The 20,856-nt window shown below is 24.7% G+C and carries 22 protein-coding genes, 2 tRNA genes and 1 other RNA gene; 15 read left to right on the top strand and 10 right to left on the bottom strand.

Annotated elements, in window-relative coordinates:
- The first annotated feature begins 79 nt into the window (after positions 1-79).
- Positions 80-1,177, top strand: a complete 1,098-nt coding sequence (locus tag H0H62_RS00580) for a DNA recombination protein RmuC (RefSeq protein WP_238784138.1) — start codon at positions 80-82, stop codon at positions 1,175-1,177.
- A gap of 7 nt (positions 1,178-1,184) precedes the next feature.
- On the opposite strand, the gene H0H62_RS00575 is transcribed toward H0H62_RS00580, so the two are convergent.
- The 3 genes from H0H62_RS00575 to H0H62_RS00565 form a co-directional block, all read right to left on the bottom strand.
- A tRNA-Ser gene (locus tag H0H62_RS00575) sits at positions 1,185-1,269 on the bottom strand.
- Positions 1,269-1,585: RNase P RNA component class A (gene rnpB / locus H0H62_RS00570), an RNA gene on the bottom strand. The genes H0H62_RS00575 and rnpB overlap by 1 nt, the downstream gene beginning before the upstream one ends.
- A complete protein-coding gene (locus H0H62_RS00565; RefSeq protein ID WP_185860818.1) occupies positions 1,579-2,295 on the bottom strand; it encodes a YebC/PmpR family DNA-binding transcriptional regulator in 717 nt (238 codons plus the stop codon). Before H0H62_RS00565 ends, rnpB begins: the two co-directional genes overlap by 7 nt.
- 65 nt (positions 2,296-2,360) lie before the next feature.
- Between H0H62_RS00565 and rpmB the strand changes: the two genes are divergently transcribed.
- From rpmB to htpG, 5 genes are all read left to right on the top strand, one after another.
- Positions 2,361-2,591: a 50S ribosomal protein L28 gene (gene rpmB / locus H0H62_RS00560; protein WP_185860817.1), complete on the top strand. Its 231-nt coding sequence runs from the start codon at positions 2,361-2,363 to the stop codon at positions 2,589-2,591.
- 9 nt (positions 2,592-2,600) lie between these two features.
- Positions 2,601-2,783, top strand: coding sequence for a 50S ribosomal protein L33 (rpmG, locus tag H0H62_RS00555; protein WP_185860816.1), 183 nt, complete (start codon positions 2,601-2,603; stop codon positions 2,781-2,783).
- A gap of 3 nt (positions 2,784-2,786) precedes the next feature.
- Positions 2,787-2,945, top strand: a complete 159-nt coding sequence (locus H0H62_RS00550) for a DUF4295 family protein (RefSeq protein WP_185860815.1) — start codon at positions 2,787-2,789, stop codon at positions 2,943-2,945.
- Positions 2,946-2,954: 9 nt separating this feature from the next.
- On the top strand, positions 2,955-3,890 hold the full coding sequence (ftsY, locus tag H0H62_RS00545) for a signal recognition particle-docking protein FtsY (protein ID WP_185860814.1): 936 nt from the start codon (positions 2,955-2,957) through the stop codon (positions 3,888-3,890).
- An 81-nt stretch (positions 3,891-3,971) separates the two neighbouring features.
- On the top strand, positions 3,972-5,822 hold the full coding sequence (htpG, locus tag H0H62_RS00540; protein ID WP_185860813.1) for a molecular chaperone HtpG: 1,851 nt from the start codon (positions 3,972-3,974) through the stop codon (positions 5,820-5,822).
- 12 nt (positions 5,823-5,834) lie between these two features.
- Here the strand turns inward: htpG and H0H62_RS00535 are convergent, their stop codons facing one another.
- Together H0H62_RS00535 and H0H62_RS00530 are read right to left on the bottom strand one after the other, a co-directional pair.
- Positions 5,835-6,602 (bottom strand): 3'-5' exonuclease, encoded by a 768-nt coding sequence (locus tag H0H62_RS00535; protein ID WP_185860812.1) that lies wholly within the window; start codon positions 6,600-6,602, stop codon positions 5,835-5,837.
- An 8-nt stretch (positions 6,603-6,610) separates the two neighbouring features.
- Positions 6,611-7,309, bottom strand: coding sequence for a CDP-alcohol phosphatidyltransferase family protein (locus H0H62_RS00530; protein WP_238784137.1), 699 nt, complete (start codon positions 7,307-7,309; stop codon positions 6,611-6,613).
- 49 nt (positions 7,310-7,358) lie between these two features.
- Here H0H62_RS00530 and ybeY point away from each other — a divergent pair, with 49 nt between their 5' ends.
- Positions 7,359-7,775: an rRNA maturation RNase YbeY gene (gene ybeY, locus H0H62_RS00525; protein ID WP_185860811.1), complete on the top strand. Its 417-nt coding sequence runs from the start codon at positions 7,359-7,361 to the stop codon at positions 7,773-7,775.
- 5 nt (positions 7,776-7,780) lie between these two features.
- Positions 7,781-9,655 (top strand): tRNA uridine-5-carboxymethylaminomethyl(34) synthesis enzyme MnmG, encoded by a 1,875-nt coding sequence (gene mnmG / locus H0H62_RS00520; RefSeq protein ID WP_185860810.1) that lies wholly within the window; start codon positions 7,781-7,783, stop codon positions 9,653-9,655.
- Here mnmG and H0H62_RS00515 read toward each other — a convergent pair.
- Positions 9,632-9,961, bottom strand: coding sequence for an FtsB family cell division protein (locus H0H62_RS00515; protein WP_185860809.1), 330 nt, complete (start codon positions 9,959-9,961; stop codon positions 9,632-9,634). The genes mnmG and H0H62_RS00515 overlap by 24 nt on opposite strands.
- Positions 9,962-10,144: 183 nt before the next feature.
- Here H0H62_RS00515 and fumC point away from each other — a divergent pair, with 183 nt between their 5' ends.
- Positions 10,145-11,530, top strand: coding sequence for a class II fumarate hydratase (fumC, locus tag H0H62_RS00510; protein ID WP_185860808.1), 1,386 nt, complete (start codon positions 10,145-10,147; stop codon positions 11,528-11,530).
- A gap of 1 nt (position 11,531) precedes the next feature.
- Here the strand turns inward: fumC and H0H62_RS00505 are convergent, their stop codons facing one another.
- Entirely contained in the window at positions 11,532-12,308 is a 777-nt protein-coding gene (locus H0H62_RS00505; RefSeq protein WP_185860807.1) for a TatD family hydrolase, read from the bottom strand.
- A 38-nt stretch (positions 12,309-12,346) separates the two neighbouring features.
- On the opposite strand from H0H62_RS00505, the gene fabD reads away from it, so the two are divergent.
- The 3 genes from fabD to H0H62_RS00490 are packed head-to-tail and all read left to right on the top strand — an operon-like array spanning position 12,347 to position 15,455.
- Positions 12,347-13,207, top strand: a complete 861-nt coding sequence (fabD, locus tag H0H62_RS00500; protein WP_185860806.1) for an ACP S-malonyltransferase — start codon at positions 12,347-12,349, stop codon at positions 13,205-13,207.
- A gap of 16 nt (positions 13,208-13,223) precedes the next feature.
- Positions 13,224-14,153 carry a GYDIA family GHMP kinase gene (locus tag H0H62_RS00495; RefSeq protein WP_185860805.1) on the top strand — a complete coding sequence of 310 codons (930 nt, stop codon included), beginning with the start codon at positions 13,224-13,226 and terminating at the stop codon, positions 14,151-14,153.
- A gap of 48 nt (positions 14,154-14,201) precedes the next feature.
- Positions 14,202-15,455, top strand: coding sequence for a citrate synthase (locus tag H0H62_RS00490; RefSeq protein WP_185860804.1), 1,254 nt, complete (start codon positions 14,202-14,204; stop codon positions 15,453-15,455).
- Here the strand turns inward: H0H62_RS00490 and H0H62_RS00485 are convergent.
- The 3 genes from H0H62_RS00485 to H0H62_RS00475 all read right to left on the bottom strand — a co-directional run bounded on the left by H0H62_RS00485 (position 15,456) and on the right by H0H62_RS00475 (position 17,601).
- Positions 15,456-15,538 (bottom strand) — tRNA-Leu (locus H0H62_RS00485). It abuts the gene before it with no gap.
- Between the two features lie 25 nt (positions 15,539-15,563).
- Positions 15,564-17,114, bottom strand: coding sequence for an Rne/Rng family ribonuclease (locus H0H62_RS00480; RefSeq protein WP_185860803.1), 1,551 nt, complete (start codon positions 17,112-17,114; stop codon positions 15,564-15,566).
- Positions 17,115-17,307: 193 nt separating this feature from the next.
- On the bottom strand, positions 17,308-17,601 hold the full coding sequence (locus H0H62_RS00475; protein WP_185860802.1) for an HU family DNA-binding protein: 294 nt from the start codon (positions 17,599-17,601) through the stop codon (positions 17,308-17,310).
- Positions 17,602-17,683: 82 nt separating this feature from the next.
- Here H0H62_RS00475 and H0H62_RS00470 point away from each other — a divergent pair, with 82 nt between their 5' ends.
- The 3 genes from H0H62_RS00470 to H0H62_RS00460 all read left to right on the top strand — a co-directional run bounded on the left by H0H62_RS00470 (position 17,684) and on the right by H0H62_RS00460 (position 20,855).
- A complete protein-coding gene (locus H0H62_RS00470) occupies positions 17,684-18,742 on the top strand; it encodes an A/G-specific adenine glycosylase (protein WP_185860801.1) in 1,059 nt (352 codons plus the stop codon).
- A gap of 76 nt (positions 18,743-18,818) precedes the next feature.
- The gene (gene gldE / locus H0H62_RS00465; protein WP_185860800.1) at positions 18,819-20,156 is read left to right on the top strand and encodes a gliding motility-associated protein GldE; all 1,338 of its coding nucleotides are present in this window, start codon (positions 18,819-18,821) and stop codon (positions 20,154-20,156) included.
- 81 nt (positions 20,157-20,237) lie between these two features.
- Positions 20,238-20,855, top strand: a complete 618-nt coding sequence (locus H0H62_RS00460; protein ID WP_185860799.1) for a tetratricopeptide repeat protein — start codon at positions 20,238-20,240, stop codon at positions 20,853-20,855.
- Position 20,856 lies beyond the last annotated feature (1 nt).

Here is a 20,856-nt window from a genome sequence, read left to right as displayed (position 1 = left end):
CCTCATAATTTGAATGTATTATTCGTTTATACTTTTTAGTTTTTTTATTTTTTTTATATGCATATATTTTTTTATAAAATTGGAATCCTTTTTTAGAAAGGAATTTAAAGATCAACAAAATGAAATTCAAAAATTATATAAATATAATAAAATAGAAACTAGTGATTCTTTAATTGAAATGAAAAACAGTTTGATACAAACTGTAAAGATATTTCAAGATGTTATGGATAAAAAAATTCAATTTTATCTTGAAAATCAAAATAAAAAATTAGATTCTGTTTATACATTACAGGAAAAATCACTAAAAATTATTGAAAATAATCTTGAAAAGATAAGAGAAAATGTTAATGATAAGCTTCAAACTTCTTTAAATGTACATTTGGAAAAATCATTTAAAATAATTGGAAATCAATTATTATTTTTACAAGAAGGTTTAGGAGAAATGAAAATTTTAACAAAAGATGTCAGTTCTTTAAAAAGAACTTTAAATCATGTTAAAATATGTGGAAGTTTTAGCGAAATGCAGCTTTCTATGCTTTTACAACAAATTTTATCTCCAGAACAATACGCTTCTAATGTTGTAACCAAATCTAGTACAAATTTTGTCGTAGAATTTGCAATTAAACTTCCAGGACTTGAAGATGGGAATATTATATGGTTACCTATTGATGTTAAATTTCCCAAAGAAACTTATGAAAAAGTGCAAAAAGCTTATCGTAATGGAGAAAAAAAAAATATGGAAATAGCTATAAAAAATATGGAATCTGTACTTAAAAAAATGGCTAAAGATATTCAAGAAAAATATATAGATCCCCCGAATACTACTGATTTTGCTATTCTTTTCTTACCTTTTGAAGGAATATATGCTGAAATTGTAAAAAATTCTAGTTTATTAGAAGAATTGTTAAGGAAATATAAAATAGTAATAGCGGGACCATCTACACTGGCCGCTATATTAAATAGTTTGCAAATTGGATTTAGAACTTTAGCGATACAAAAAAGAAGTTCTGAAGTGTGGAAAATTTTAGAAACTGTAAAACAAGAATTTACAAAATTTGGATTATTACTTCATCAAGCTCAAGATAAATTACAAGGAGCCTCCAAGGATATAGATCGATTGTTAGGAGTTAGGACTAATTTGATAGAAAAAAAATTAAAAAATATAGAAAATTTATAAGTCAGAGCGGAGAGAAAGGGATTCGAACCCTTGACACTTTTTTGTGAACACGCTTTCCAGACGTGCGCCTTAATCCTCTCGGCCATCTCTCCAAAAAAGTAAAATTATAAGCCGGATTCTGTTTTTATACCTATCATTTATCTAGGATTCAGGTTACCCATGATCTCAATCTGCCAACCCCCCGGTTTCAACCGAGCTAGTTTTCCGGTATACATGGCATTTCACCACACAGAGTTTACATGATTTCACTACAGCAATTCATCATATAATAAATAATTAATCTGTACATTCTTTCTGTTGCACTATTCCTCACCTCGCGGTGGATGGGGATTATCCATTGTGTTGCTCTACGGTGTCCGGACTTTCCTCATTTTTTTGTGAAAAAAATGCGATAGGACATTTTACTTTTTATTTTTATTTAGATTGGAGTAAATATTTTCAACATCTTCATTCATATGAAGTTTTTCAATTAAGTTCAAAACTTTATTATTTTTTTCTTCGGAAAGATATTTAATTTGTTTGGGAACACGTTCTACTTTATATTCATGAAGTATTTTTAATTTATCTAAATTATTTCTCATAGATCCGAAATATTCAAAATTAGTATATAAATAGATCATTTCATTTTTTTTTGTCAAATTTTGAGCCCCAAAATCTATTGTCATAAGTTCAAAATCTTCTATCGAATAATGAATATCTTTTTTTTTTATACAAAAAATTCCCATTCTGTTAAAAAAATGAGTTAATTCCCCATTATGACATAATCTTCCTCCATTTTTATTCAGAAGTGTTCTAATATTGGAAGTAGTTCGAATACTGTTGTTCGTCATACATTCTATGATTAGACTAATTCCGTAAATTAATCCTTCTAAATTTAAATTTTTATAATCATCTTTTTTAATTTGTAAAGCTTTTTTTATAGCTTTTTCTACAGTATTTTTAGGAATATTGACGGATTTAGCATTTAAAATTGCGTTTTTGAAACGAGAGTTGTTAATTCCTGATTCTTTTACGGCTATAGATATTTCTTTAATAATTTTAGAAAATTTTTTAGATTTTTTGAAATCTTGATTCGATTTTCTATGTTGTATATTTGACCATTTGCTATGTCCTGACATGAAATATATTTATATATATTTTGTTTAAATTAGTCATTTCGGCAAGTTAGTAAAAAAAAATTATTATGTCAAAAATTTGTGAATTGACAGGGAAAAAAGCAATGATAGGAAATAGAGTATCTCATGCTAATAATAAAAAAAAACGTCGTTTCAATATTAATTTATGTAAAAAACGTTTTTTTTTAACAAAAGAAAAAAAGTGGATTACTTTAAAAATTTGCACTTCTACCGTTAAACTTATCAATAAAATAGGGATAGAAAAAGTTTTGAAACGTTTTAAATACAAAATTAATTAATAAAAAATAATGGGAAAAAAAGGAAGTAGAATACAAGTTATATTAGAATGTATTGAACAAAGAAAAATTGGAATTTCTGGTTGTTCTAGATATGTCACAACAAAAAATAAAAAAAATACACCAAACAGAATTGAATTAAAAAAATATAATCCAATATTAAGAAAATATACAATTCATAAAGAAATTAAATAAAAAATGTCTAAAAAAGGAGTCGATCATAACCAAAAAAAAAAGATTTTAAAAAAAATGACTTTGGCCATAAGAATAGTGAAATCCAAAAAATCAGGTTTTTATACCTTTGAAAATAAAATGATTTCTAATGAAAAAATTAAAAATTTTTTTACAAAAAAGTAATGAATTATAATGTTTTTAAAAAAAGGAAAAAATAAAACATTCAATCATGAATTAAAAAAAACTACAGAATCCTTTTTTTCTAAAATAAAAAATATTTTTCTTAAAAAATCAAAAATAGATATTAATGTTATTGATAATATAGAAGAGATATTATTATCTTCAGATATTGGAACAAAAACTACGATTAAAATTATTAATAACTTAGAAAAAAGAATTCAAAAAGAAAAATATAATCATTCGCAAGAAATTTATACTTTTCTTAAAAAAGAAATTGAAAACCTTTTTATAGATATTGAAAATGTTTGTTTAGAAAAAAAAATAATAAAAAATAATAAAAAACCATATGTTATCCTGATAGTAGGAGTCAATGGAGTAGGAAAAACGACTTCCATTGGAAAATTAGCTTATTTTCTAAAAAAAAAAGGGTTTCATCTCCTCATAGGAGCTGCAGATACATTTAGAGCTGCAGCTATTGATCAACTTGAAATATGGTCAAATAAAGTTGGAGTTCCTTTAATAAAACAACATATGGATGCGGATCCAGCATCTGTAGCATATGATACTTTACAATCTGCTAAATCAAAAAAAAAAGATGTTGTATTAATTGATACTGCTGGGCGATTACAAAATAGAATCAGTCTTATGGAAGAGCTTTCTAAAATAAGTAGAGTCATGAAAAAAATAATACCTGAATCCCCTCATGAAATAATGCTTATTTTAGATGCAACAACTGGTCAAAATGCATTTGAACAGGTGAGGCAATTCTCTTCTTTTGTTAAAGTTTCTTCTATTATTTTAACAAAAATGGAAGGGACTGCCAAAGGAGGAGTCGGAATAGGAATCATGAATCAATTTAAAATTCCTATACAATATTTAGGGATAGGAGAAAAAATAGAAGATTTAAAAGTGTTTGATGGGAAAAAGTTTATTGATTCTTTTTTTTGATTTTCAATTTATACTGACATAGTGTCTATTATATAAATAATGGTATAATTCTTGAGCCCATTTTTTATAATTCAGTATTCTATGAAAAATAATAAAATTAGTGTTACTTCAGATAATATTTTTCCTATTATTAAAAAATTTCTTTATTCGGATCAAGAAATTTTTTTACGTGAACTGGTTTCTAATGCTATAGATGCCGTAGTAAAATTAAAAACTCTAATTAAATTAAAAAATATATATGATATTGTTGATGATTTTAAAGTTAAAATTATCATAAATAAAATAAATAATACACTTCATATTCTAGATAATGGAATAGGGATGACTAAAGAAGAAGTGGAGAAATATATTAATCAAATTGCTTTTTCTGGAGCTGAAGAATTTGTTAAAAAATATAAAAATATATCTATAACGGATACTACTAATATTATTGGACATTTTGGGTTAGGTTTTTATTCTTCTTTTATGGTGGCAAATAAAGTTATAATATTAACTCAATCTTATAAAAAAAATGCCTCATCTATATTTTGGTCTTGCGAAGGGGATCCAAATTTTATCATGAAAGAAATTGAAAAAAGAGATAGAGGGACAGAAATTGTTTTATCTCTTAATGAAGAGAGCAAGGAATTTTTAGAATATGATCGTATTTTAAAATTATTACAAAAATACTGCAAATTTATGCCTATCACAATCTCTTTATCCTCAAAATCAAAAGAGGATAAAGAAATTGTGATTAATAATATTCACCCTTCTTGGAAAAAGAATCCACTTCAATTGAATGATAAAAATTATTTAGATTTTTATCATGAATTATATCCAAATCAATTAGAAAATCCTTTATTTTGGGTTCATTTAAATATAGATCATCCTTTTCATTTAACAGGAATTTTATATTTTCCTAAAATAGGACAAAGAATAGATATTCAAAAAGAAAAAATTCATTTATATCAAAATCAGGTTTATATTACGGATAATTTGGAAGGAATTGTTCCAGATTTTCTTAGTTTTTTAAGAGGAGTAATAGATTCTCCAGATATTCCTCTTAACGTATCACGTTCTTATTTACAATTTGATGCATCTGTTAAAAATATATCTAAATATATCACAAGAAAAGTAGCTGATAAGCTAGATACTATGTTTAGAACAAATAGAGAGGATTTTCAAAAAAAATGGAAAAATATCAAAATAATAGTAGAATATGGAATGATTAGTACGCAAAATTTTTTTGATAAAGCGATCAAATTTTTTATGTTTTATACTATAGATAAGAATTATTTTACACTGGAAGAATTTAGGGAAAAAATAAAAAAAACTCAAAAAAATAAAGAAGGAAAAATTGTTTTTCTTTATTCTTCAGATCAAGAAGAACAGTATAGCTCTATTAAAGATGCTAAAGATAGATGCTATGAAGTTTTAATTTTGGATAGTCCACTTACAGTTCATTTAATACAGAAATTAGAATTTTCTTATCAAGAAATTTCTTTTGTTCGAGTTGACTCAGATCATATTGATAAATTAATTAGTTGTGATAAAAAAGATGCTCCTAATTCAGAACTTTCTGAAAAAGAAAAACAAGATTTAAAAAATATTGTAGAACATAATATAATAGATGATTGCAAATTTTCCGTACAATTAGAAGATCTATCCAGACAAGATTATCCTTTTTTAATTATCATTCCAGAATTTTTAAGGAGAATAAAAGAAATAAATTCTACTATAGGAAAAGACATAAAAGATAAAGAAAAATATTATCAATTGATAGTCAATACAAATCATATTTTAATGAAAAAAATATTAAAAGAAACATCAGAAGAAAAAAGAAAAAAAATTATAAAAGAGGCTTTAAATTTAATACTTTTGTCTAAAAATTTGCTACATGGAAAAAATCTTACGAATTTTATATCAAAAAAATTCAAAGATCTTATTCAATAAGATAATAGGTCTTTATTTATTAAATTTTTTTAATTTAATTCCTGTTAATATTTTTTTTGTATATAATGGAAAATCTGAATTTTGTATCCATCCATAATAATTAGGATCTTTTTCAAAAATTTCAAAAACTTTTTCTCCTTTATATTTTCCAAAATTGAATATTTCATTTCCTTTCTCATCTATTTTAACGAATCCAGCAAGATCTGCCGTATTTTTTTGATGAGAAAACTGATTTAGATTTTTTACATCTTTTTTTAAATTTTCATATTTTTCTAATTGCGCTAATAATATTTCGTACGTAGCAAGTGTATCAGCTTTAGAACTATGAGCTTTCATGAGATTTTTATTACAATAATATTTATAAGCAGCAGAAAGGGTTCTAGGCTCCATTTTATGAAAAATAACTTGAACATCTATAGTTTTGTATTTTTTAATATCAAAGGATATTCCTGCACGAAGCATTTCCTCTACTAAAATTGGAATATCAAATCTATTAGAATTATATCCTGCTAAATCTGTATTTTCAATCATTTTCAAAATGTAAGAAGCAACATCTTTAAATTTTGGTTTTCCTGCTACATCTTCATCTTTAATACCATGAATAGCTGTTGATTGTGGAGGAATAGGAATTATAGGACAAATTAACCAAGTTTTATCTTCTTGATTTCCATTAGGAAATATTTTTAATATAGATATTTCTATAATTCTGTCTTTTCCTATATTGATTCCTGTTGCTTCTATATCAAAAAAACAAATAGGACGATGAAGTTTTAATTTCATATTTTTAATTATAAATTTTTTTGTTTTAATCTATGAAAATAGACTGAGATGATTATATAAAAAATAATAATGCACGGAAAAGCTATCATATGTAAAGTTAATAAAAGAAATATACTAATCAATAAAAAAATATAGCGCATTTTATTTTTTTTCCAAGAAAAATCTTTAAAATTAAAAGAAAACATTGTGATTTGAGATACTAAAAAATAACAGGACAAAAATATAATAAAAAGCATTATAATGAGATATATGATTTTTTGATTAATAAAAAAAGGGATAGTATAGTTTTTAATTATTATAGATAAAGAAGAAAAAAACATAGTATTCACGGTTGTTGTTAATCCTACAATATAATTAGGACTAATATTGAATTTAGCTAAACGACATGCAGAAACAATGGCGATAAAAAAAGCCAAATATTCAATAAATGGAATTAAACTATTTTCTTTCAATAAAAGAAAAACTATTACAGATGGAACTACTCCAAAAGAAACCATATCTGATAAAGAATCTAATTCTTTTCCAAATAAATTTTCATTTTTGATCAATCTAGAAAAGAATCCATCCAAAAAATCAAAAATTATTGAAAATAAAGTAGCAATAGCAGAAAAGTTAAAATTTTTAGATTGTAAAAATATTATAGATGTACATCCACAAAATAAATTTAATAAAGTGAATATATTAGGAATTATTTTTTGTTTTATCAAAATTTTATTAAATAATAAACTTTTTTAAAATAATAAATATTATTTTATAATGATTAAATTTTTTTATAAAATTTCTGATTTTCAGATTAAAAAAAAATCTTTTTTTATTAAAGAAATTTGTATTTTATTAAATAATGAAGGGATGTATGTTGGAAATATTAATTATATTTTTTGTCATGATAATTTTGTTTTAGATATGAATAAAAAATATTTGAAAAAAAATTTTTATACAGATGTACTTGCATTTAATTATTCTATCAGTAAATATATATCTGGAGATATATTTATTAGTGTAGATCGTGTTTATGATAATGCTAAACAATGGAATCAATTTTTTATGTATGAATTGAAACGTGTTATGATACATGCTCTGTTACATTTTTTAGGATATAATGATCATAATGATATAGATAAGAAAATTATGAAACAAAAAGAAGAGTTTTATTTAAATTTATTTCAATATTAAAAAATATGTTTCTAGATATGTATGATGTTATTGTGGTGGGTGGGGGACATGCAGGTATTGAAGCCGCTTCTGCGTCTTCAAATATGGGATCTAAAACTTTACTTATTACTACAAATTTTCAAACTATAGGTCAAATGTCATGTAATCCAGCTATAGGAGGTATTGCTAAAGGGCAGATTATTAGAGAAATAGATGCTTTAGGTGGTTATTCTGGAATCATTGCAGATTATAGTACTATTCAATTTAGAATGCTCAATAAATCTAAAGGGCCTGCTATGTGGAGTCCAAGAGCTCAATGTGATAGAAAATTATTTTCTTATAATTGGAGGCTTTTTATAGAAAAAAACACTCAATTAGATATATACCAAGATACAGTAACATCTTTAATAATAAAACAATATCAAGTTATTGGAGTCAAAACTTATTTTGGATTAAAAATAAAAGGAAAATCAGTAATACTTACTAATGGGACTTTTTTAAATGGAAAAATCCATATTGGAGAAAAACAAATTAATGGAGGAAGAATGGCAGAACAAGAAGTAAGAGGGATCACGGAACAATTAACTCAGAATTTTGGATTTAGATTTGGAAGAATGAAAACAGGGACGTCGCCAAGGGTAGATGGACGTTCTTTAAATTATGATAAAATGAAATCTCAAAATGGAGATATAGATCCAAAAAAATTTTCTTTTTTTTATAATACCAAAAAACTTAAAAAACAAAGAAAATGTTATATTACTTATACCAATCAAAAAGTCCATGATTTTATACGTAATAATTTCAGTTATTCTCCAATTTATGCAGGAGATATTAAAGGGGTTAGTCCTAGATACTGTCCTTCTATAGAAGAAAAAGTTTTCCGATTTTCTGATAAAAAAGAACATACGGTTTTTGTTGAGCCAGAAGGATGGAATACTGTAGAAGTATATGTTAATGGGTTCTCAACTTCTTTTCCAGAAGAAATACAATATCAATCTTTGACAAAAATTTCAGGATTTGAAAAAGTAAAGATATTAAAACCTGGATATGCTATTGAATACGATTATTTTCCCCCAGAACAATTAAAGGCAACTTTAGAAAGCAAAATTATAGAAAACCTTTTTTTTGCTGGACAAATTAATGGAACAACTGGATATGAAGAAGCTGCAGCACAAGGATTAATGGCAGGAATTAATGTTCATTTAAAAATTCGTGAAAAAGAACCATTTATTCTGAAAAGAAATCAAGCTTATATTGGAGTTTTAATAGATGATTTAATTACAAAAGGGACAGAAGAACCTTATAGAATGTTCACTTCAAGAGCTGAATATAGAATGTTATTACGACAAGATAATGCGGATGAAAGATTAACTCCTATAGGATACGATATCGGTTTAATTTCATCGAAACAAATGATGTTACTAGATAAAAAAAGATCTAAAATAGAAAAATGTATGTATTTTTTTCAAAATAAAAATTTTAGTCCAAAGACTATAAATCCTGTATTATATTCTAAAAAATCTCCTAAAATACATCATGATAAAAAAATAGAAACTATTTTATCTCGTTCTGAAATTGATATTAAAGACATTGTGTCCATTCCGTTTTTGATGGAAGAAATTAACAAAAATGATTTTTCACAGGAAATATTGGAACAAGTTTCTATTAGGATAAAATACAAAGGGTACATAGATAGAGAAAAAGAAAACGCAAAAAAATTATTGAAATTAGAAAATCTTAAAATTCCAAATAATTTTGATTATAAATCAATTAAATCTCTTTCTTCTGAAGGAAGAGAAAAATTAGATTATTATCGTCCAATATCATTAGCTCAAGCTTCAAGAATTAGTGGGATATCTCCTTCAGATTTAAGTATTCTACTCATTTATATGGGGCGTTAAATTTTTATTGTTATCATTTCTGGATATAATGAATAAGTCTTCATCTTCTTTTTTCATGTAAAATTTTTCTCTTGCTAATTTTTCAAGATACTTAGAATCTGTAGTTAATTTTTTTAATTTAGTTTCTTCTAATAAAATTTTTTTTTTCAAAAAATCTCTATTAAATGTCATTGCCTGAATATTTTTTTTTAATTTATAGTGTAACATTAAAGAATTCGAATCAAAAAAAGACATCCATATAAAAAAAGAAACACTAATCCAAAAATATTTATTTTTAAGTATTCTATATTTTTTTTCTTTTATCATATTTAAAATATATTTTGAATCGGTAAATTAATATACTTATAATCCAGTAAATGCTAAAAAAATATAAAAAAAATATACACCAAAAACCAGATATAGTTATAAGTAAAAAAAACAAAAATCCTATAAATTTAATAATCATAGATAAGTTGTAATTATTATATAATTTCGTAAAAAAATAGGAAAATGACATATAGATTAGAAAAAGATACTTTAGGACTTATTAAAGTCCCTGTCAATAAATATTGGGGGGCACAAACAGAAAGATCTAGAAAACACTTTAGAATTGGACCGATAGCTTCTATGCCTATAGAAATAATTCATGCATTTGGTTTGTTAAAAAAAGCGGCCGCTCATGTTAACTTTAATTTAGGTCTTTTATCTAAAAAAAAGAAAGAAATGATATCCCTAGTTTGTGACGAAATTATAGAGGAAAAATTGAATGATCAATTTCCTTTAGTGATATGGCAAACAGGTTCAGGCACTCATACAAATATGAATATAAATGAAGTTATTTCTAATAGAGTACATGTTTTAATGGGAGGAAAACTAGGAACCTCCCAAACTTTTATTCATCCCAATGATGATGTAAATATGTCTCAATCATCTAATGATACCTTTCCGACGGCAATGCATATAGCTTCTTATCAAAAATTAGTAAAAAAAACTATTCCTTCTATTCAAAAATTAAAAAAAACTTTGAAAGAAAAATCCAAATTATTTCATAATGTTATTAAAATAGGAAGAACCCATCTTATGGATGCAATTCCTATTACTTTAGGACAAGAATTTTCCGGATATGTTTCTCAAATAGATCATGGATTAAATGCTATAAAAAAAACTTTAGATCATCTTTCTGAGTTGGCTATAGGAGGGACTGCTGTAGGAACAGGATTGAACGCTCCTAAAGGATATGATATAAAAATTACCGAATATATATGTAAGTATACTGGTTTTCCTTTTAAAGTAGCAAAAAATAAATTTGAAGCGATATCATCTCATGATGCAATAGTGGAATCTCATAATGCTCTTAAACAAATAGCTGTTTCTTTAATTAAAATATCAAATGATATTCGTTTTTTAGCTTCTGGTCCACGTTCAGGAATTGGAGAGATTCATATTCCTGAGAATGAACCTGGATCTTCTATAATGCCAGGAAAAGTGAATCCTACTCAATGCGAGGCTATTATTATGGTTTGCACTCAAGTTATAGGAAATGACATGGCTATTTCCATAGCGGGATCTTCAGGAAATTATGAATTAAATGTAGCTAAACCATTAATAGCATACAATTTTCTTCAATCCTCTCAACTACTTGCAGATGCTTGTCTTTCTTTTTCTTCTTTTTGTGTAAAAGGAATCAAACCAAATCATCAAAGAATTAAAGAATTTCTAGATAAATCTTTAATGTTAGTTACAGCACTTAATCCTCATATTGGATATGAAAAATCAGCAAAAATTGCAAAATACGCTTATGAAAATAATAGTACATTAAAAGAAGAAGCGATTCGATTAGGATATTTAACCGTTGACGAATTTAAAAAATTCGTTGATCCATCAAAAATGGTATAAATTATTGTTTTTTAAAAAACAATTCTTCTACATTCATATGAATGATATCGGATATTTCTTCTTCTGATGTAGAATAAATATGTGATAATTTTTTTAAAATTATTCTTAAATTTTTTGGTTCATTTCTTTTTCCTCTAAATGGATGTGGAGAAAGATAAGGAGAATCAGTTTCTAATACTATATGATTCAAACATATTTTATGTAAGAATTGATCGACATGATTATTTTTAAAAGTGATAATTCCTCCAATACCTAGTTTTATTCCAAAGTCTATAATTTTTTTAGCTTGTTCCAAAGTTCCGGAAAAGCAATGAAAAATTCCTTTCAGAGAAGAATTATTTTCTTCTGATAAAATATGAAAAACTTGATCAAATGCTTTTCTACAGTGTATAATTATGGGTAGTTTTTTTTGTTTAGCCCATTGTATTTGAGTTTGAAAAGCGTATTTCTGTTCAGAAACAAATTTATTTTCTAAATATAAATCCATTCCAATTTCTCCTATAGAAATAAAGGAATGTTTATATAACCATGTTTTAATATTTTGTAATTCTTTTTCTAAACTAGATGGATCCACTTTATTAGGATGTAATCCTATCATGGGAAAACATATATTAGGATATTTTTTTTCTAATTTTAATATATTAGGGATAGTAGAACTATCTATAGAAGGAAGGAAAAATCTATTAATTCCTTTATGAAAGGCTTTTTTTATTACAAAATTAATATCTTGATCAAATTCTTTCATGTATAAATGTGTATGGGTATCAGTAATTTTCATATAAAAATGAATTTTTAATTTTTAAATAAAAATATTTTATGAAAGCTTATCTATTTCCTGGTCAAGGATCTCAATTTGTAGGAATGGGAAAAGATTTATATAAAAATTCTCATTTAGCAAAAAAATTATTTCAATTATCTGATGAAATTTTAGATTTTCGAATTACATCTGTAATGTTTGAAGGATCTATGGATATTTTAAAAAATACAAAATATACACAATTATCAATTTATATATATTCAGTTATAAAAGCAAAAATATCAAATAATTTTGAACCTGATATGGTAGCTGGACATTCTCTTGGAGAATTATCTGCTTTAGCTGCAATTAAAGTATTTTCTTTTGAAGATGGATTAAGATTAGTGAATCAAAGAGCTACAATTATGCAGAAAATTTGTGAATCAACCTATGGAGGGATGGCTGTTATATTCGGATTAGAAGACTCTATTATAGAAGAGGTCTGTAAAAAAGATCATGGGATTATAGTTCCATCTAATTATAATAGTGACGAACAGTTAGTCATTTCTGGAGAAATTCAAGCTTTGAGAAGAGTTTGTTTTCTTTTACAAAAAATAGGAGCTAAAAAAATATTTTTTATTCCTGTTCAGGGAGCTTTTCATTCTCCAATTATGGCTCCAGCCCAAAAAGAATTTAAAAAAATTGTAAATAAAATTTTTTTTAAAAATCCTAAATGTCCAATTTATCAAAATGTTACCGCTTTACCTATCATAAAATCAGATGATATAAAAAAAAATATTGTAAAACAATTGACTTATCCAGTGAAATGGAAACAATCTATAAAAAATATGATGAATCATAGAGATATTTCATTTACAGAAATAGGGCCAGGAAATATTTTACAAGGTTTAATTAAAAAAATATCAAAAAATTCTGTTTAAAAAATATAAATCCATAATGCATCTACGTAGACGTTTTTTTTATAGTCATGGAAAACTATTGTTAACAGGAGAATATTTTATTTTATATGGAGCTTCTGGATTAGCTCTCCCTACAATTAAAGGACAATCATTAACTATATTTCAACACAATTTATCTTCTGTTTTACATTGGAAAAGTTATAATGAAATCAATAAACCATGGTTTGAAGGGGTCTTTCACCTTCCTTCTTTAGATATTTGTTACGAAACAGAAAAAAATACGGCTCTTAAACTAAGAGATTTATTGTTAAGATCTAAAAAAATTCAAAATAATTTTCTTCCTAATGAATTAGGAATATATGTAAAAACACAATTAGAATTTCCCAGAAATTGGGGGTTAGGTAGTAGCTCAACTTTAATTAATAACATAGCTAAATGGGCTAAAATAGATCCTTACATGTTATTAGGTTATCCCTTTACAGGTAGTGGATATGACATAGCTTGTGTTTCTACTTCAAAACCCATAATTTATAAACTTATGAATCAAAAACCTCATATTGTTCCCATAGAATTTAATCCACCATTTAAAGATAAACTTTTTTTTCTGCATCTAAATAAAAAACAAAATACTTGTAATGAAATACAATCTTTTCGTTCTAATATATCTAATATTTCTAATGAAAATATTGAGGCCATATCTTTTATCACTCAAAGAATTCCTTTTTGTCAAACATTAAAAGAATTTGAAGAATTATTGTTTAAACATGAAAATATCATCTCCAAAATATTAAACATTCCTACTATTAAAGAAATTTATTTTCCAGACTATTTAGGAGTCGTAAAAAGTCTTGGAGCTTGGGGAGGGGATTTTGTTTTAATAAGTTCTAGAAAAGGAATGAAAAATTATTTTTCTAATAGGGGTTTTGATACTCTTATTTCATTTGATGAAATGATTTTTAAAATATAAAAGTTACATTTTATTTATATTATATATATATTTAAAAAATATGTTATTATGTGCAGTATCGTAAATTTTAATATCAATGGATATCATTATAAACTTCCTGTAATTTATGGAACTTTTTATGAAAAAGCTATTAATATTTCTAAATTAAGAGAAAATACAGGTTTTATCACATTTGATCCAGGATTTAAAAATACAGGAATTACTAAAAGTTCCATTAGTTTTATAGATGGAGAGAAAGGAGAACTTTTGTATAGAGGATATCCCATTGAAGAAATTATTAACAAATGTTCGTTTATAGAAACAAGTTATCTGATTTTAAATGGAGAACTTCCTAATACTGCACAATTAAAGTATTTTTCTGAAAAAATCAAAAAATTTAATCATATTCATCGAAAAATAAACCAAATACTTGATAAAATTCCTAATTTTTATCATCCAATGGGGATTTTATCTTCTTTGATTTATATTTTAGATGCATTTATAAATTGTTTACAGGAAGAAGAAATGTATCTACATTTGTTAGCTAAATTACCTATATTGGCTGCATTAACTTACAGAAAAAAGGTAGGGTTACCTCCTCCTCATGCAGATCCTCGTCTTGATTATACATCTAATTTATTAAAAATGTTTTTTTCTATTCCTAATAAATCTTATAAACAAAATCCAATTATTACGGATGCTTTGAATAAAATTTTAATATTACACGCTGATCATGAGCAAAATTGTTCTACAACAACCGTTCGTTTATTAGGTTCTGCTCATGCTGGATTATTTTCATCTATATCTGCTGGGATGAGTGCTCTTTGGGGTAGATTACATGGGGGGGCTAATCAAGCTGTCATTGAAATGTTAGAAGCTATTTTACAAAGTGGGGGAAATATAAAGAAGTGGATAGAAAAAGCTAAAAATAAGAAAGATCCATTTCGACTCATGGGATTTGGACATAGAATTTATAAAAATTTTGATCCTAGAGCGAAAATAGCTAAAAAAGTAGCTGAAAATGTGATTCAAAAATTAGGTATTTCTGATCCAATATTGGAATTAGCCAAAAATCTTGAAGAAAATGCTCTTCAGGATTCTTATTTTGTAGAAAAAAAACTTTATCCTAATATTGATTTCTATTCCGGAATTATTTATCAAGCTATAGGTCTTCCAAAAGATATGTTTACTGTAATGTTTGCTTTAGGGAGGTTACCAGGATGGATGGCTCATTGGAAAGAAATGAAATTAAATAGAGATCCCATAATAAGACCTAGACAAATTTATATAGGATATAAAAAGAGAAATATAAAAAATAATTAGTGCGGGCGAAGGGATTCGAACCCTTATGCCTAATAGGCATCAGATCCTAATTCTGATGTGTATACCGGTTCCACCACACCCACTATACTTAGAAAGTTATAATAAATTTTAATGAACATAAAAAGAAGATGATACGATTTCGTTATTTTTATTTAGAATTTTATATTCTGTGTATTTAAATGAATCTTTTGGGATTATTTTAATCCATTTTTTATATTTTAATAACCATTTTTGTTGAATAGAAGGAAATCCTTTTTTTAAATAAGCTGAAACAAAAGAATGGATGTGTAATTGTATTCCTTTATGATTTTTATTTTTTATAATAGTTTCTATAACAAATTCTAAATGATAAATATAATTATTGGGATAATTTTTAGGTTGTTTATTATTTATATTCATTTTGTTTAATTCAGGTCTTACTCTATGACGAGTAAATTGAACTAAACCAAATTTATTTGGAGGTAAAATTTTATGTTTGGCTCTATCATTTTTCATTTTTTTCTTTAAATGTTCATATAATTGTTTTTTTTGAATGGAATGAAACATATCTATAAAATCTACTATAATTATACCTCCCATGTCTCTTAATCTTAATTGTCTTGCTATTTCAGTTGCCGCTAATAAATTTATTTTCAATATGTTATTAATTCTATCTGATTCTGTACAATTTTTCATCATATGATTATTTATTCCACTATTAACATCTATAACATGTAAAGCTTCAGTATGTTCTATAATAAGATAAGCTCCATTTTCAAGAGGAACATTTTTTCCTAAAAAAATTTGTATTTGTTTTTCTATTCCATATTTTTGAAATATGGGAATATTTCCTTTATAATATTTAATTATACTGGCTTTTTTGGGTGCAATTAAAGATAAATATGACTGAATTTCTTGACAAAGAAAATCGTTATTACAATAAATAGATTTAAAATCATCATTGAATATATCTCTTAATAAACAATAAGTTTTATTATTTTCACTCAATACACAAACTGGAGGCAAAAGGTTCATTAACTTATTTAATATTTTTTTCCATTTTTTTATTAAAAAAATTAATTCATCATTCAAAACTTTTTCCATTTCATTATCAGCAACTGTACGAATAATAATTCCAAATTTATTAGGTATTATTTTCTTTATATAAGAAATTAATCTTTTTCTTTCTTTTATATCTTTTATTTTTTTAGAAATAGAAATTTTTTCCGAAAAAGGGATAAGTATTAAATTCCTGCCTGGAATACAAATTTTTGTAGTTAGTTTTAATCCTTTATTGGAAATAGGCTCTTTTGAAATTTGAACCAATATTTTTTGTCCAATATGCAATATATGATCTATAGAATTTTCTTTCTCTTTATTTTCGTAATTATTAAATTCTTTTTTTATGTTATTTTTGGATGTTAAATCCAACATTTGATCTATTTGAAATCCAAGATCGTCATAATGCAAAAAAGATCCTTTTGAATGTCCTATATCTATGATAGCAGCATTTAATCCATATAAAATTTTTTTAACTATTCCCAAGTAAATATCTCCTACAGAGAATTTTTTATTAAAAATATCTCTATGAAGCTCAAGTAACTTTCCTTCTTCTAAAAGAGCTATTTTAACTTCTTGTTCTTTTGCATTTATTGCATTTATAATTAACTCTTTATTCATACACAAAAACAAGGAAAAAAATTTTATAAATTACAATAGATTAATTTTTTTATAAAAATTATTATTTCTTTTTATGTCTATTTTTTCTATTTCTTTTTTTTCTTTTATGGGTAGCTATCTTACGTCTTTTTCTTTTTTTTCCGTTTGGCATAATTTTTATTTAATTATTGATTCATCGTCCTCCTATTCTCATTTATTTCTTTATAGGTACATTTTTTTTAACTAATTCTGTAAAAGATTTTGCGGGTTTAAATGCTGGGATATTATGCGCAGGAATTATAATAGACATATCTTTGGATATATGGCGTCCAAGTTTTTTTGCTCTATATTTAATAATAAATGATCCGAATCCTCTTAAATAAACATTTTCTCCCGATGTTAAACTTTGTTTTATTTTTTTCATAAATGTTTCTATCACCTTTTGCGTATCAATTCTTTCAGATCCAGTTTCTGATATGATTTCTGTTATTATATCTGCTTTTGTCATGTTAAATCATTATATCGAATAACAAAATTCGGTTTCTTAAATATACCAATTTTTTATAAAATTGCTCTAAAATTAAAGATATATGGATTTTTCTATAAAAATAATAAATTGGTACAAAAAAAATCATCGAAAACTTCCTTGGAGAGAAACTAAAAATAAATATTATATATTGGTTTCAGAGTTTATGTTGCAACAAACAAGAGTTTCAAAAAACATAATAAAGTATTATTTAAACTTTATAAAAAACTTTCCAAGTTTAGAAAAACTAGCTCAAGCAGAAGAAAAAGATGTATTAAAAAAATGGGAGGGATTAGGATATTATTCTAGAGCGAAATATTTACATTCTTTTGCTAAAAAATTAAAAAATAATAAAAATTTTTTTCCCAAAACATATCAGGAATTAATAAAATATAAAGGAATCGGTCCATATACTGGAGCGGCTATAGCATCTATATGTTTTCATGAAGTCATACCTGCTATTGATGGAAATGCTTGTAGAGTTTTTTCTAGATATTTAGGAATATACAATGATATCACATCCACTGCTACGAAAAATATGTTTCGAGATACTGTTTCAAAAATAATGGATTTTGAACAGCCAGGAATTTTTAATCAAGCAATTATGGATTTAGGTTCTCTTTTATGTACTCCAAAAATTCCTAAATGTTTTTTATGTCCAGTTAAAGATTCTTGTTTTTCTATTAAAAATGGAATTGTACATAAATTACCTATAAAAAAAATAAAAAAATTGATAAAAAATAGATTTTTTTATTATATTTTCATATCTGATCGTGATAAGAATATTTGTTTAAATAAAAGATCAACTAAAGATATATGGAAAGGCCTTTATGATTTTCCTTTAATAGAATCGAAAAAAAATCTTTCAATTCATGAAATAAAAGATAAAATTTGGAAAAAATTCAGAATAGAAACTTCAAACTATTTGAGTTTTAAATATAAAATCATACATAAACTGAGTCATCAAATTTTATCAATTAGATTTTTTTATTGTAAAATTTTGCAAGATTTAAAGAAAAATATATTTTTTTATAATTTTTTTTTTATCCCACATAATAAAATAAAAGAATTTCCTTTTCCTCGTCCTATTATTTTATTTTTAAAATATAAAAAAATGATTTAGTTTTTATTTTCGATAAAAACCCTAGCGTGAATTTAAGATCCATTATTTATAAAAATTATTATCAAAATTTAATCTATTGGAAAAAGAATTTTATACAAATGTTTTTTTAGAAAAAACTTTATATTTAGTTTTTTATTTTGCATTAATAATAATACTATTATTATTTTCTGCACTTATATCTGGATCAGAAACTGCTTTTTTTTGTATTGAAAAAAAAACTCTTGACAGAGAGAGAAAAAAAAACTTTTCTAAAGGAAATATTATTTTTCAAATTCTTAGAAAGAAAAAAAAACTCTTAGCAACAATATTAATATCTAATAATTTTTCTAATATTGGAATTGTTATATTAAGTTCTTATTTAATAACAGAATTTTTACAAAAAAATAATCTGGTTATTTACAACCAATTTCATATTCCTATTCATTTTATTTTAGAGGTAGTAGTTCTTACTTTTATTTTACTTTTATTTGGAGAAATAATACCTAAAATATATGCTAGTAAAAATAATTTTCGTTTTGCTATTTTTATGGCAAAGCCATTAATATTTCTTAGCAAAATATTAGATCCAATCAGTAAGATCATAATTTTTATTTCAAGATCTATAGAAAAAAAAGTAATAAAAAAAAAGAATCTAATTTCTGTAGATCAACTTTCAAAGGCTTTGAAAATAACGTCTCCAAATCAAAAAAATGTTAAAGAACGTCAATTCTTACAAAGAATTGTTGATTTTGGAAATACAGAAACACATCAAATTATGACCCCAAGAATAGATATGTTTGCTTTAAATAGTAATAAAAATTTTTCTGATGTTTTAGAATTAGTTCGTAGGCAAGGATACTCTCGTGTTCCTGTTTATAATAATGGGATTGATGACATAGAAGGAGTTCTTTTTTCTAAAGATCTCCTTCCATTTATTTATAATACAAATTTTAAATGGAATAGACTTATTCATCCTCCTTTTTTTGTTCCAGAAAAAAAAAAGATAGATGATCTTTTAAGCGATTTTAAAAAAAGAAAAATACATTTAGCTATTGTGGTAGATGAATATGGAGGAACATGTGGATTAGTTACTCTTGAAGATGTGATTGAGGAAATAGTGGGGGATATTATTGATGAATTTGATGAAGAAGACATGTCCTATTCTAAATTAAACCAAAACAATTATTTATTTGATGGAAAAACTTCCTTAATTAATTTCTATCGTATTATGGATATTCAAGAACAAGAAGAAGTTTTTTTTGAGAATAAAAAAGGCGACGCAGATACTTTAGGAGGATTTATTATGGAAATAAATAAAGAATTTCCAAAAAAAAAACAGAAAATAAATTTTTTAAACTATTCTTTTTTTATAAAAAGTATTGATCATAAAAGGATAAAAACTATAGAAGTGATAAGAAAAAAATGTATTAAATAATAAATATATATTAAAATGAAAAAAATTATATTTATGTAATATTATAGTCCCTTTATTTTTTTTTATAAAAAATATCATGACATGAAAAGAAATCATATTTTTTTTTCTATCATATTTATAATCATAATAGTTAGTACATTTATTTTTTTAAAAAAATTTTTTTTATATCCATTAGAAGAAAAAGCGATAAAAGAATTGAATTATGCTCAACAATTTCTTTATCAAGGAGATATAGATAAAGCTTTAAATAAAAAAAATATTAAAATAAATTATTTAGGATTTTCAGGAATAGCTTCTAAATTTCCATTTTATTTCACTAAAGCGGGAAATATATCTAAATTTTATGCAGGAATTTGTTATTATAAATTGGGAGATTACAAAGAATCTATAAAAATGATGAAAAGTTTTTCTGCAAAAGATGAGATTTTATCTTCTATAAAATATGGAATTATAGGTGATGCTTTTACTCAAATGAAAAATAAAAAAGAAGCATTAAAAAATTACGTTATAGCTGCAAATATGAGAGAAAATGAAATCACAACTCCTCTTTATTATTACAAAGCAGCTTTATTAAATTTTTCTATGAAAAACTATGAAGATTCTAAATATTTTCTAAAAAAAATAGAAAATAAATATCCTTTTTTTTTGTATAAAAAAAACGTAGAAAAATATCTTATGTTTATTGAAAATAAGTTATAAA

The sequence above is a fragment of the Blattabacterium cuenoti genome (genome assembly GCF_014251695.1).
Classification (GTDB): Bacteria; Bacteroidota; Bacteroidia; order Flavobacteriales; family Blattabacteriaceae; genus Blattabacterium; species Blattabacterium cuenoti_T.
Note: the sequence above shows the minus strand (reverse complement) of the source record. Positions and strands in the feature narration are given on the sequence as shown.